The organism is Stenotrophomonas sp. STEN009 (assembly GCF_056760395.1).
This window is the reverse complement of sequence record NZ_JBRRES010000022.1, coordinates 13490-27026: the sequence shown is the minus strand read 5'-3', so window position 1 is coordinate 27026 and position 13537 is coordinate 13490. Positions and strand designations below refer to the sequence as shown.

The 13537-nt window shown below is 67.6% G+C and carries 11 protein-coding genes; 3 read left to right on the top strand and 8 right to left on the bottom strand.

Annotation, left to right across the window (positions count from 1 at the left end; genetic code table 11):
* The first annotated feature begins 33 nt into the window (after positions 1-33).
* Complete coding sequence (rlmKL, locus tag ACVOMM_RS11660) at positions 34-2172, top strand: bifunctional 23S rRNA (guanine(2069)-N(7))-methyltransferase RlmK/23S rRNA (guanine(2445)-N(2))-methyltransferase RlmL (protein WP_481526274.1); 2139 nt, start codon at positions 34-36, stop codon at positions 2170-2172.
* Positions 2173-2203: 31 nt separating this feature from the next.
* Here rlmKL and ACVOMM_RS11655 read toward each other — a convergent pair whose 3' ends face one another.
* The 6 genes from ACVOMM_RS11655 to aptA all read right to left on the bottom strand — a co-directional run bounded on the left by ACVOMM_RS11655 (position 2204) and on the right by aptA (position 8439).
* Positions 2204-2530 carry a DUF3325 domain-containing protein gene (locus ACVOMM_RS11655; RefSeq protein ID WP_053518217.1) on the bottom strand — a complete coding sequence of 109 codons (327 nt, stop codon included), beginning with the start codon at positions 2528-2530 and terminating at the stop codon, positions 2204-2206.
* The gene (locus tag ACVOMM_RS11650) at positions 2527-4155 is read right to left on the bottom strand and encodes a PepSY-associated TM helix domain-containing protein (protein WP_481526273.1); all 1629 of its coding nucleotides are present in this window, start codon (positions 4153-4155) and stop codon (positions 2527-2529) included. Before ACVOMM_RS11650 ends, ACVOMM_RS11655 begins: the two co-directional genes overlap by 4 nt.
* Entirely contained in the window at positions 4152-4466 is a 315-nt protein-coding gene (locus ACVOMM_RS11645; RefSeq protein WP_053518219.1) for a DUF3649 domain-containing protein, read from the bottom strand. Before ACVOMM_RS11645 ends, ACVOMM_RS11650 begins: the two co-directional genes overlap by 4 nt.
* 276 nt (positions 4467-4742) lie before the next feature.
* Positions 4743-6029 (bottom strand): DUF445 domain-containing protein, encoded by a 1287-nt coding sequence (locus ACVOMM_RS11640; RefSeq protein ID WP_128987861.1) that lies wholly within the window; start codon positions 6027-6029, stop codon positions 4743-4745.
* A gap of 115 nt (positions 6030-6144) precedes the next feature.
* Complete coding sequence (locus tag ACVOMM_RS11635; protein WP_461290374.1) at positions 6145-7023, bottom strand: ParB N-terminal domain-containing protein; 879 nt, start codon at positions 7021-7023, stop codon at positions 6145-6147.
* Positions 7024-7086: 63 nt separating this feature from the next.
* A complete protein-coding gene (gene aptA / locus ACVOMM_RS11630; protein WP_111185729.1) occupies positions 7087-8439 on the bottom strand; it encodes an omega-aminotransferase AptA in 1353 nt (450 codons plus the stop codon).
* Between the two features lie 147 nt (positions 8440-8586).
* Here aptA and ACVOMM_RS11625 point away from each other — a divergent pair, with 147 nt between their 5' ends.
* Together ACVOMM_RS11625 and ACVOMM_RS11620 are read left to right on the top strand one after the other, a co-directional pair.
* Positions 8587-10083: an aldehyde dehydrogenase gene (locus ACVOMM_RS11625; protein WP_481526272.1), complete on the top strand. Its 1497-nt coding sequence runs from the start codon at positions 8587-8589 to the stop codon at positions 10081-10083.
* 149 nt (positions 10084-10232) lie between these two features.
* On the top strand, positions 10233-11513 hold the full coding sequence (locus ACVOMM_RS11620) for an MFS transporter (RefSeq protein ID WP_053516563.1): 1281 nt from the start codon (positions 10233-10235) through the stop codon (positions 11511-11513).
* Here the strand turns inward: ACVOMM_RS11620 and ACVOMM_RS11615 are convergent, their stop codons facing one another.
* Together ACVOMM_RS11615 and ACVOMM_RS11610 are read right to left on the bottom strand one after the other, a co-directional pair.
* The gene (locus tag ACVOMM_RS11615) at positions 11514-11975 is read right to left on the bottom strand and encodes a bacteriohemerythrin (protein WP_053516564.1); all 462 of its coding nucleotides are present in this window, start codon (positions 11973-11975) and stop codon (positions 11514-11516) included.
* 86 nt (positions 11976-12061) lie between these two features.
* Positions 12062-13405, bottom strand: a complete 1344-nt coding sequence (locus ACVOMM_RS11610) for a diguanylate cyclase (RefSeq protein WP_053516566.1) — start codon at positions 13403-13405, stop codon at positions 12062-12064.
* Positions 13406-13537 lie beyond the last annotated feature (132 nt).

The following is a 13537-nucleotide window of genomic DNA, read 5'->3' as shown; positions in this document are numbered from 1 at the left end:
CCTGCCGCGTCCGACCACCTGCGAACCGATCCCGTGAAATTCTTCGTCTCCTGCGCCAAGGGCCTGGAATACCTGCTTGCCGATGAACTGTCGGCCCTGGGCCTGGACAGGGCCACTGCCACCATTGCCGGCGTCAATGCCGAGGGCGAGCTGGAGCAGGCGCTGCGGATCGTGATGTGGTCACGCCTGGCCAGCCGCGTGCTGTGGCCGATCGACGAGTTCGAATGCCCCGACGAGCAGGCGCTGTATGACGGCGTGCGTGCGCTGCCGTGGCATGAGCACATCAAGCCGGAGATGACCCTGGCGGTGGATGCGCATGTGTCCGGCGACAAGATCACCCACGCCCGCTTTGCCGCGCAGCGGATCAAGGACGCCATCGTCGACCGCATGCGCGATGAGGGCCTGGAGCGGCCGTCGGTCAACACCGATCTGCCGGATGTGCGCGTCAACCTGTCGCTGCGCAAGGGACGTGCCTCGCTGTCGATCGACCTCGGCGGCGGCCCGCTGCACCGCCGTGGCTGGCGGGGGGCCGCGCACGAAGCGCCGCTGAAGGAGAACCTGGCGGCCGCGTTGCTGCTGCGGGCGCAGTGGCCGCGTCTGCATGCCGCCGGTGGTGGCCTGCTGGACCCGATGTGCGGCAGCGGCACGTTGTTGATCGAAGGCGCGCTGATGGCGGCCGACGTCGCGCCGGGCCTGATGCGCCACGGCAGCCTGCCGCCGAGCCGCTGGCTGGGCTTCGACAAGGTGGCCTGGAAGGCGATCCAGAGCGAGGCGCGCGAGCGCGAGGCCACCGGCCTGGCCGCGCTGAAGCCGGTGATCCACGGCAGCGACATCGATCCGACGGCGATCGAAGCGGCACGCGAGAATGCCGAAGTGGCGGGCGTGGCCCACGCCATCCGCTTCACCCGCGCCGACGTATCCGAGCTCACCTCGCCGGAGCAGGAGATCGGTGCGGTGGTCTGCAACCCGCCCTACGACGAGCGCCTGGCCGCCGATCCGGCGCTGTACCGCGCCTTGGGCAACGCGCTGCAGAAGGCGGTGCCGCAGTGGCGCGCCAGCCTGCTGTGCGGCAACGACGAGCTGGCCTTCGCCACGGGTCTTCGTGCGGCCAAGAAGTACCAGATGTTCAATGGCGCGCTGGAATGCGCGCTGATCGTCTGCGACCCGATCGCGGTGCCGGGGCGTGATCCGGCACAGCCGCGGGAGCTGAGCGAAGGTGCGCAGATGGTGGCCAACCGCCTGCGCAAGAACCTGAAGAAGTTCAAGAGCTGGCGCGCGCGCGAGGACATCACCTGCTTCCGCGCCTACGATGCGGACCTGCCGGAATACGCGGCGGCCATCGATGTCTACGAAGAGGACGGTGGACAGCGCCGTACCTTCCTGCACGTGCAGGAATACGCTGCACCGGCGGCGATTCCCGAGAACGACGTGCGCCGCCGCCGCAACGAACTGCTGGCCGCCGCGCGTGAGGTATTCGGCGTGCCGCCCGAACAGGTATCGATGAAGTCACGCGAGCGTGGCAAGGGCGGCAGCAAGTACGGCCGTTTCGAGCAGCGCGACGAGTTCGTGGTGGTGCGCGAGAATCATGCGCTGCTGCAGGTGAACCTGTTCGACTATCTCGATACCGGCCTGTTCCTGGACCATCGTCCGCTGCGCCGGATGATGGCCGAGCAGGTGCGTGGCAAGCGCTTCCTCAACCTGTTCTGCTACACCGGCGTGGCCAGCGTGCAGGCAGCCGTGGCCGGCGCGGCCAGCACCACCAGCGTCGACCTGTCCGCTACCTACCTGCAATGGTGCTACGACAACCTGGCGCTGAATGGTCAGGGCGGCAACCAGCATCTTCTGGTGCAGGCCGATGCGATGGCCTGGCTGGAAGCCGACCGCGGACAGTACGATGTGATCTTCTGCGATCCGCCGACGTTCTCCAACTCCGCCCGCGCCGATGATTTCGATGTGCAGCGCGAGCAGCTGCGGCTGCTGCGTGCAGCGGTGGCACGGCTGGCACCGGCAGGCGTTCTGTACTTCTCCAACAACTTCCGCCGTTTCAAGCTGGAAGAGAACGCGATCGCCGAGTTCGCCCAGTGCCGTGAGATCACTGCGCGTACCATCGGTCCGGACTTCGAGCGCAACGCACGCATCCACCGTGCGTGGGAGTTGAAGCGTTTGGGTTGAAGGTTCGCCGGGCATGGCCCGGCGCTACCGGCTATGCCAGCGCCACCACCAGGCCCAGCAACGGCAGGGTGATCGCCAGCGGCACGATCCACCGCGGGCGGTAGGGATACAGCCCGAACGACAGCGTCACGCCGCCCACCGTCATCACGCCCAGCCACTGCACAGGGCCCATGGCCCAGCCATGGTCGGCAACGCACAGGGCGAAGGTGACCGCCAGCAGCAACCAGCCCAGCACCCGCCACTGGGCGCGCCGTGCCGGAACGGCGGCTTTGCCGTGCAGATCGTGCTGGTGCCTTTCCATTGCCAGCGACAATGCGGTGAACGCGGAGAAGGAAAGCGCCAGCGCCAGCAGCATCATGCGCTGGCCTCCACTTCGGTGGCTTCGGTCGGTGCCCTGTGCGCAACGGTTGCCGCGGCACGTTTTTTCTTCTCGGCCGCAGACAGCGGTGGCGTCCAGCGCTGCATGCGCCAGCCGCACAGCGCCAGCATCGCACCGAAGGCGATCATCGACAGGTCGAAGCCCGCCAGCACCCAGTCGCCGCTGCGCAGGGTGATGCCCAGATGGGCGTGGGTGGTCAGCGCGTTGACCACCGGAACCAGCGCGAATGCGGCTGCGCCCAGGTACAGCTGCCACGTCCACATCACCCGCTTCGGCCAGACGAACGCGGCCAGCAGGGCGCCGCCCCACGCGTAGAAGAACACGTTGGCTTCGGCATTGGAGCGATCGGCCAGATCCAGCGGCAGCAGCCGATTGCCCCAGAAGTAGGCGGCAAAGGCGATCGGCAGGCCGGCCACGGTACCGATGTTCAACGCATCGACCAGGCGCAGGCCGAAGCCGGTGCGCCCGCTCTTGGCATGCTTCGGTCGTTCCTTCACTGCCCACAGCACCACGCCACTGGCCACCATCAGGCAGCCGACCAGGCCGGACAGGAAGAACAGCGCACGCAGCCCCCAGTCGGCGAAGCGCGCCAGGTGCAGGCCATACAGCACGCCACGGGTGGCGGTGGCACCACCGGAGGCCGGGGTCTGTTCCAGCAGCCTGCCGTCCACCATGTCGTAACGCAGCGAAGGCGTGTCGATGGAAAGACGCTTTCCGTCACGCTGGCGGATGTCGATGACCGCGTTGCGCGCGCCCGGATTGGACACGGTGAAGCCGGCCACTTCGGCGCCATGCCAGTGGGCGCGCGCATCGTCCAGCAGGCGGGCGATCGGCAGCGGCGCGGCGCGGCCTTCGGCCGGCGCGGTTACTTCAGGCAGGCCACCGAAGGCTTCGCTGAAGAATTTGTCCTCATCCTGCGGGTAGGCCACTTTCACGCCCCAGGGCAGGTACATGATCATCAGGGTGACGATGCCCGTGTAGGTGATCATCGCGTGGTAGGGCAGCGCCATCACCGCGCTGACATTGTGGAAATCCAGCCAGGAGCGCAGGCCCTTGTCTTTGCGGAAAGTGAAGAAGTCCTTGAAGATCTTCTTGTGGGTGATCACCCCGGTGATGATGGCCACCAGCATGAACATGGCGCAGAAGCCGACCAGGTAACGGGCCCACAGCACGGGGATGTAGTGCAGGTCGAAATGCAGGCGGTAGAAGAAATCTCCGCCGCGCGTCTGGCGGGCGTTCAGTTCGTCGCCGGTGTTCGGGTCGAGCGTGGCATCGCCGAAGGCACCGCGGCGGCCACGGCTTGGATCGGCCAGCTCGGGTGGCAGGCGCCAGAACAGCTGCATGGCCGGGTTGCGCGGCTGCGGCAGGGTCACGAACCAGGTCTGGGCCTGCGCCGCATGGGTCTGCAGGTAGTCCACGCTGCGTTGCGCGGCCACATCGATGCTGACGGTGCTGGCCGGCAGTTCCGGGCGCATCCAGCGGCTGATCTCTTCACGGTAGTAGCTTGCGGTACCGGCCATGAAGATCAGCAGCAGCAGCCAGCCGACCAGCAGGCCGGTCCAGGTGTGCAGCCAGGCCATCGACTGGCGGAATCCGTTCTTCATGCCCAGGCTCCCATCAGCCGCGCGATGCCGGCCATCAGCAGGGCAGGGGCTAGGATGCCGATCCACGCACGCAGGGCACTGCGGGTGGCGAATGCCCACAGCGCGGCACAGGCGGCAACCAGGATGGCCAGCAGCATGCCGGTCAGCACGGTCTGGCCCCGCGCGCCCGGCAGGACGACGGCACAGAACACGCCGGTCATGGAGGCCAGCGCATAGCCACCGAAGATCGCGGCCAGCGAGCGCGACAGGATGCCCCAGCGCGGGTTGCGGAAGAAAACACGGGAGCTGGCGGTTGCGGGCGAGCGGTCCACGGTGGTCCTGTCGGTCGGGGAGGGGATCGAACGCGCATGCGGCCCCCTTGCGCCCCGCGCACGTCGCCCAGCGTGTCCCATCAATGCAGCGCTGCCCGCGCAGACGGGCAGCCGGAGGTCAGGGCTGTACATGGGCACCGGACAGGTCTTCCTTGCCCGTGCGGCCAAGCGCACCACCGATCAGTAAATGATAGGCATTCGCATTCTGTTAATCAAGGCTGCGTGACGAAAGAGGAGTCGTTCCGTGCCCACGCAGCAGGTCAGCGGACCCGCAGCTCAGAAGCGGAACACCACCGTTGCCGCGTGCAGCAGCAGGCCGATCAGGCCGCCAACCAGCGTGCCGTTGAAGCGGATGAATTGCAGGTCGCGGCCGACGCTCAGTTCCAGCTGCTCGACCAGATGGCGCTCGTCCCAGCCCCTGACCGTCTGTGCGATGTGCGTGGTGACCCCCTCGCGCAGTCGCCCGGTCAGGCGCTGTGCGCCTTCCAGCAGATGCTGGTTCAGTGCATCGCGCAGTGCCGGGTCGGACTGCAGGGTGCTTCCCAGCGAGGCGAGGCTGCGCTGCAGGTGGCCGACCAGCGCCGAATCCTCGCGCTGCAGGTCGGCGCGCAGACTGGCGTGGATGCGTGCCCAGAGCCCCTGCACGTACTCCTGCAGGGCAGGATGGTCGATCATCTCCTGCTTGAGCTGTTCGATGCGCTCGGCCAGCGCCGGGTCTTCGCGCAGGCGCTGGACGTAGTTGCCCAGCCACGCCTCGTAATCCTGCCGCAGCGGATGCTGCGGCTCGGCCAGTACCTGCTGCAGCTCCTCCAGCACGGCGCGTGCCAGCCGCTCGGCCAGGCTGTCACCGATCTCGTCGATGGGTTTCACCCAGTTCACCGTGCTTGAGAGCGTCGGCCATTCGCGCTGGATGTAGCGCACGATCAGCTGCGACGCGCGCTCCTTCACTTCCGGCTGCTCCAGCCAGCGTCCCAGTCTCTGCAGGCCCTCGTCCAGCACACGCTGGTGGCGCCCGTCGGCGGTCAGCAGGGCAAGCAGCTCGCCGGCGGTGGATGCCGCGTTCCACTGTCGCAACTGCTGCACCACGAACGCGTGCAGCTGCCGGCGCACGGCGCGTTCATCGAAGAAGTCCAGTGCCTGCAACGCCCAGCCGCGTGCCATGTCGGCCAGCATGCGTGCGCGTGCCGGTTCGGCCAGCCAACTGCCGAGACGGCCAGCCGGATCGAACACCTTCAGCTTGGCCAGCAGCACCTGTGGTTCCAGGAACTGATCGCGCACGAACAGCGCCAGGCTGTCGCCGATGCGCTCCTTGCTGCGCGGAATGATGGCGGTATGGGGAATCGGCAGGCCCATCGGCCTGCGGAACAGGGCGACCACCGCGAACCAGTCTGCCAGCGCGCCCACCGCTGCCGCCTCGCAGAAGGCGGATACCCAGGCCCAGGCGCCGCGCTCGCCCTGCCAGTGGCTGACCGCAAAACCGGCCAACATCAACACCAGCAGGCCCAGGGCGATGGCTTTCAGGCGTCGCAGCTGGGCGCGGCGCGGATCGATTGCGGACGTCATGGCGGCAGTCTAACCGCCACCGGATGATGCCGGCGCATCGGTAGCGCCGGGCCATGCCCGGCGGCTTTTCAGGGCCCGCTGCGCTCGCCGGGCATGGCCCAGCGCTACCCATTCGTTACAGCGCTTCCAGCTGCCTGCGCAATGCCGCCAGCTGCGTGCGCAGGGCATCGTTCTCGCGAGTGAGCGCGACGACGCGTCGGCGCAGCGCCGGCGCATCCTCACCCAACTGCTCCAGCGCGGACAGCACTTCCGCATCGCGCAGGGCGATCTCGTCCTCGCTGGGCTCCTCGAACGCCATTTCCGCCGGTTCTGGCTTCGCCGCGCGCGGCTTGCGCTTGGACTCGCGTACGCGCTTGGCGGCCTGCTTCAGTTCGTCCTTGCCGCCTGCGGCTGCCGCGCGCTGCTCTTCCTCGGGCAGGTCGGCCACGGCCGCGGCCGCGCTGATCGAGATCACGCCAGCCTTGACCGCTTCCACGACTTCGGCGGCGGCCTGTGCGTGAATGCGTTCGATCATCCCGACCTGGCTGGTGCTCAGCTTCGCTTCGCGGGCCAGTTCCGCACGGCTGAGTTTCGGCGCGGGTTCCCACGGTGGGCTGTCTTCACCGGCATCGTCGGCCGATGCGGCGATGCCATCGCTTTCGCGTTGCAGCTGGGCCTGCTCGATCTGCTTGCGTGCCGACAGGATGTCGCGCTTGCGCAGGGCCAGCACGCCGCGCTGGAAATCGGACACGCTGCGGCGGCCCAGGTGCTGTTCGATCATCCACAGGTGCACGTCCTCCATGCTCTGGAAGCGGCTGTTCTGCACCGTGTTGAACGGCAGGCCATGCTTCTGGCAGATGCCGTAGCGGTTATGGCCATCCACCAGGACATCGCCCCACAGTACCAGTGCATCGCGGCAGCCCTCGGCGAGGATGCTGCGCTCCAGCGCCTCATGTTCGTCGGGCGTGAGCGGGTCGATGTAGGCCTTGAGTTCTTCTTTGACGACGATGTCCATGGGCACGGCAACGGGCAGGAACGGAACCGACCATTGTACCTGCTTGCTGTCGCCGGCCCGGGCTTACGCGGTGGCCCGGATCATCTCGCCCAGAGTGCTGGTGATCTGGTCGATCTGGGGCTTGTCCACGATCAGTGGCGGCGACAGCGCGATGATGTCGCCCGTACAGCGCACCAGCAGTCCGCCGTCGTGGAAACAGCGCCGGTAGACCTCGTGACCACGGCTGCCCGGAGCATCCTTGCGCGGGGCCAGCTCGACCGCACCGACCAGTCCGAAGTTGCGGATGTCGATCACGTTGGGAAGCCCCTGCAGGGCGTGCAGCCGCTCCTGCCAGTACTCGCCCAGTTCGATGGCGCGCTCGAACAGGCGCTCCTCTGCATAGACGTCGAGTGTGGCCAGGGCTGCCGCGCAGGCCAGCGGGTGCCCCGAATAGGTATAGCCATGGAACAGCTCGATGGCCTGTGCCGGGCCCTGCATCAGGCCGGCGTGCACCGCATCGCTGGCCAGCACGCCACCCAGCGGAACCGCGCCGTTGCTGACTCCCTTGGCAAAGGTCAGCAGGTCCGGCGTGACGCCGAAACGCTGCGCGGCGAATGGCATGCCGACCCGGCCGAAACCGGTGATGACCTCGTCGAACACCAGCAGGATGCCGTGCTGGTCGCAGATCTCCCGCAGCCGTTGCAGATAGCCGGGCGCAGGCAGGATCACTCCCGCAGAACCGGCGATGGGCTCGACGAACACGGCCGCAATGGTGGACGCGTCGTGCAGGCCGATCAGCCGCTCCAGATCGTCGGCCAGTTCCGCGCCCTGGCGCGGCAGGCCCTTGCTGAACGCGTTGCGCTGCAGATCCAGGGTGTGCCGCAGATAGTCCACGCCCGCCAGCTGCAGGCCGAACTGGCGGCGGTTGTTGGGCAGGCCGCCGAGCGCCATGCCGCCGAAGCCCACACCGTGATAAGCCTTCTCGCGGCTGATGAAACGGGTACGCTGGCCTTCGCCGCGCTGGCGGTGATAGGCCAGCACGATCTTCATCGCGGTATCCACCGCCTCGGAGCCCGAGTTGGTGAAGAACACGTGGTTGAGCCCGGCCGGAGCCAGCGCGGCCAGGCGCTGCGCCAGCGCGAATGCCGGTGGCGAACCCATCTGGAAGGCGGGTGAGTAATCCAGCGTGCGTGCCTGTTCGACAATCGCCTCGACGATGCGCGGGCGGGCGTGGCCTGCATTGCAGCACCACAGGCCGGCGGTGCCATCGAGAACCTGGCGCCCGTCCACGTCTTCGTAATGCATGCCTTCGGCCCGTACCAGCATGCGCGGCGCGCCCTTGAACTGGCGGTTGGCGGTGAAGGGCATCCAGTACGCCTCCAGGGAGTCGGGGCGCTGGATGGCCAGCTCGTGCACGTCGCTCGCGGGGTTCTTCATGCCGGTTCCGTCGGGTCCGATGCAGGGACTGTAGCGCAGCCGTCATCGCCCGGGCCATGCCCGCCGTGCACACGGGGCATGGCCTGTCACGGCGAGGTCGCGGCGGCACCGGTATAACCGGAACGACACGCACTGCAGGATCCTGTCATGGCCGATTTCCCCGACCGCAGCCACTGGCAGGCGCTGGCCGGCCAGCTCTCCATTCCCGGCCAGGCCTTCATCGCGGGCCGCTACGTGGATGCCGCCAGCGGTGCCCGCTTCGACTGCGTCAGCCCGATCGACGGCCGCGTGCTTGGCACCGTCGCCGACTGCCACGCGCAGGACGTGGAGCGTGCCGTGCAGGCGGCACGGCGCGCCTTCGAGGCCGGCCACTGGTCGCAGGTGAGCCCTGCGCAACGCAAGCGCGTGCTGCTGGCATTGGCGGCGCTGGTGGAAGCGCATGCCGACGAACTGGCCCTGCTGGAAACGCTGGACATGGGCAAGCCGGTGCGCGATGCACGGCGCATCGACCTGCCGGGCGTGGTGCGTTGCCTGGCCTGGACCGCAGAGGCGGTGGACAAGCTGTACGGAGAGATCGCACCGACCGGCCCCCAGGAGCTGGGCCTGGTCACGCGTGAGCCTGCGGGTGTGGTCGGCGCCATCGTGCCGTGGAACTTCCCGTTGCTGATGGCCTGCTGGAAGATCGCGCCGGCGCTGGCCATGGGCAATTCGGTGATCCTCAAGCCTTCCGAGCGCTCGCCGCTGACGGCGTTGCGGCTGGCAGCGCTGGCCAGCGAGGCCGGTCTGCCTGATGGCGTGCTCAACGTTCTGCCGGGCGATGGTGCCCGCGTGGGCGAGCCGCTGGCGCTGCACAGGGATGTCGACGTGCTGGCCTTCACCGGCTCCACCGCCACCGGCGCCAAGCTGCTCGAGCATGCCGGGCGCTCCAATCTGAAGCGGGTCTGGCTGGAGTGCGGCGGCAAGAGCCCGCATATCGTGTTTGCCGATGCGCCCGACCTGGAGCAGGCGGCCAAGGGGGTGGCGCAGGGCATCTTCTTCAACCAGGGAGAAGTCTGCACCGCCGGCTCGCGGCTGCTGGTGCAGCGTTCGATCCGCGAGGAGTTCGTGCATCGGGTGATCGCCCATGGCCAGCGCATGCAGCCGCGCCACCCGTTGGAGGCCGACGCACCGATGGGTGCCCTCGTCGATGCCGCGCATGTGGACAAGGTACTGGCGGACATCGCCATGGCCGAAGCTGACGGAGCGCGCCTGCTGCTGGGGGGACGCCGCGCCGAGGTGGAAGCAGGCGGCTGCTACGTGCAGCCGACCGTGTTCGACCAGGTCCGGCCGGAACAGGCCCTGGCGCGCGAGGAGGTGTTCGGTCCGGTGCTGGCGGTGCTGGGTTTCGACGACGAGGCCGAAGCGGTGCGCCTGGCCAATGACAGCCGCTACGGCCTGGCGGCGGGCGTGTGGACGCGGGACCTGGGCCGGGCACACCGGGTTGCGCGGCAGCTGCGCGCGGGCAGCGTCTGGGTCAACGGCTGGGACGGCGGTGACATGACCGCCCCCTTCGGGGGCTACAAGCAGTCCGGCAATGGGCGCGACAAATCACTGCATGCCTTCGACAAGTACAGCGAGATCAAGGCCACCTGGATCCAGCTGTAGCAGCGGGCCGCGCCCCGAAGGGAGCGGCAGCACCGCCGCCCTGAACACATCGGATCGCGTGTGGCTGCATCCGTGTCGGCTGAAACCATCGTCACGCATGCCGGGTCATGCGTGGCAGAATCGGACGATCCGGATTGCCTGCCTTGCCGATGTCGACGATCACCGCTGCCGCGTCACCCGTGAATTCCCCTCGCCGTGTACTGCTGGCCAGCCTGATCGGAACGACCATCGAGTTCTTCGACTTCTACATCTACGCCACCGCCGCGGTGCTGGTGTTCCCGCATCTGTTCTTCCCGGAAAGCAGTGACCAGGCCGCGCTGCTGCAATCCTTGGCCACGTTCGCCGTGGCGTTCATCGCGCGGCCGGTGGGTTCGGCGGTATTCGGCCACTTCGGCGACCGCATCGGCCGCAAGGCCACCCTGGTCGCGGCATTGCTCACCATGGGACTGTCGACTGTCGCAATCGGCCTGCTGCCGACCCATGCGCAGATCGGGCTGTGGGCTCCGGCGCTGCTGGCGCTGTGCCGGTTCGGCCAGGGGCTGGGGCTGGGCGGCGAGTGGGGCGGGGCGGTGCTGCTGGCAACCGAGAACGCACCACCGGGCAAGCGCGCGTGGTACGGCATGTTCCCGCAGCTGGGCGCGCCGCTCGGTTTCCTGCTGTCGGCAGGCATCTTCCTGGTGCTGGGCCGAAGCATGGGGCAGGACGACTTCCTGCAGTGGGGCTGGCGTATTCCGTTCGTGGCCAGCGCATTGCTGGTCGGGCTGGGCCTGTGGGTGCGCCTGAACATCCATGAGACGCCGGACTTCCAGAAGGCGCTGGAACGCAGAGCGCCGGTGCGGCTGCCGATGTGGACGGTGCTGCGCGACCATCCCGTGCCGATGCTGCTGGGTACGCTGGGCGCATTCGCCACCTTCGTGCTGTTCTATCTGATGACGGTATTCAGCCTGGGCCATGGCACGGCGGTACTCGGTTACAGCCGCGAGCAGTTCCTGCTGATGCAGATGGCCGCCATGCTGTTCTTCGCGCTGGGCATCCCGCTGTCGGCACGCTACGGCGACCGTTGGGGCACCCGCCGGACGATGATCGTGGCCAGCCTGCTGATCCTGGGCTTCGGCCTGCTGTTTGCGCCGTTGTTCCAGCCCGGCAGCCCGTGGCTGGTGCTGGGCTTCCTGTGCCTGGGTCTGTTCCTGATGGGCCTGACCTATGGTCCCTGCGGCACATTCCTGGCCGAGATCTATCCGGTCGAAGTGCGCTATACCGGCGCATCGCTGTCGTTCAATCTGGCCGGCATTCTCGGCGCGGCGCCCGCTCCGTACCTGGCGACCTGGCTGGCCGAGCGCTTCGGCCTGGTCGCGGTCGGCTACTACCTGTGCCTGACCGCGGTTGCGACGTTGGCCGCGCTGGTGGCACTGCAGCGTCGCGTGCGCTGATCAGCCGAAGATCCGCTTGAGCGTGCGGCCCAGCCAGCCCCCGCCCTGGTGTTCACGGGTGAACTGGTTCAGATGTGACTTGACCTGTTCGGCGTAGGCCTGGTCGTCGCCGCGGATGTGGTTGAACAGCCAGCGCGAGAGCATCGTACGCAGCTCGTCGCTGATGTCCTCGCCGGCCTGGAACCGCAGCCGGTACTCGGCCACGCGCTTGATGAAGACCTCATGCACGCGCTTGTGGGCAGCGCAGAACGGATAGCCGGCTTCCTCCATCAGCTCTTCTTCGAACGCGAAGTGCGACATGGTGTAATCAACCACCTCGTCGATCACTTCGCCGACAGCGGCACGCTGCATGCTTGCCTGGGCCACATGCAGGTGATTGAGCATCTCGATGATGCGGCGGTGTTGTTGGTCGATCACATCGATGCCGATGTTCAGATCGTCCTGCCAGACCAGTAATGCCATCCCCGGCTCCCCTTCATGCGTGATGTCGGGGCCGACTGTAGGGCTGCTGCCGGCAGGCAGCGTTGATCTGGATCAAAGCGGATCGATCAGGGCAGGGCGGGCTCGCGCGGACGCAGCGGGCTGCCCATGGTGGTGCAGCTGACCCGGTTGCGGCCACCGGCCTTGGCCAGGTACAGCTGACGGTCGGCCTCGGAAATCAGGCGATGCAGCGCATCGCGCTGCGGGCGGAGGCAGCACAGGCCGATGCTGACGGTCATGCGCAGTGTGGCGGTGCCGATATCCACTTCCAGCGCCGCGATGCGCTGGCGGAGTTCCTCGAAGTAGAGCATTGCCTCGTCCTGCTCCATGTCCGGCACCAGCAGGCAGAACTCCTCGCCGCCGAAGCGCGCGATCAAGTCCTGGCTGCGCGCATGCACGGCCACCGCCCCGGCCACGGCACGCAGGGCGTCATCGCCGGCCTCATGGCCGTGCGTATCGTTGATGTGCTTGAAGTGATCGATGTCGATCATTGCCACCGCCACGCTCTGGCCATGGGTCTGCAGCTGGGGCAGCTGGCGCTGGCTCTGTTCCAGGAAGCAGCGGCGGTTGGGCAGGCCGGTCAGGAAGTCCCGGGTGGCCAGATCCTGCAGGGTGCCGATCAGCTCCAGCTGGTCCACGTTCTGCGACACGCGGCAGAAGAATTCCTCGCGCGAGAAGGGCTTGCGCAGGAAGTCGTTGGCGCCGTTCTTCAGGAAGCGCGGAATCAGTGATGCGTCGGTATTGCCGGAAATGCCGATCACCGCCACCTTGTCGCGCGAGCGCAGGGTGCGCAGGCGGCGGGTGAATTCCACGCCCTGCATGCCGGGCATCTCCTGGTCGACCACCGCCAGCCGGATCGCAGGATGGGCCTCGATCGCCGCCAGGCCTTCATTGCCATCGGCAGCCTCGTACACTTCGTGGCCGTACATGCGCAGCAGCGCGGCCGCATAGCCGCGTGCCGAGGGCGAATCGTCCACCACCAGCGCGGCGATGCGACGGTTGCGTTCCAGGCGCTGCACCAGCCACACCAGATAGTCGATGCTGCCGGGCGTGTTCTTCAGGACGTAGTCGATGATCTGCTGCTGCAGCACGCGCTTGCGCAGATCCTCGTCATACACGCCACTGACCACCACGGTGGGCAGATCGCGTTTCAGGAAGAATTCGACCACCGCGTCCCTGTCGCCATCGGCCAGAACCAGGCCGGTCAGGACCAGGAACCAGCCGCCGCTCTCATTGAGCAGGCGGTCGGCCTCGGCCAGGGTGGAAGCGACCACGACGGGCAGCTCCAGGCGCTGTTCGATCGCCTCGCGCAGCATGCCGGTGAAGGCACGGGAGTTTTCGACCAGCAGGATCCGCTGCGGAAGCGGATCGGCGAGGTCGCCATCGACGGCGGCCTGCGGCAGGACGGGCATGATGCGGAGGCTCACGTCAGGGAAGTCTTGGCACGGGTAGCGGCGGTTTCGGCCGTAACTTTAGTGGTGGTACCGCATGCGTTGTCATCGCGTGAACGCCGGCCGACACGTTCAGTGTCGGGGCCCGACGAG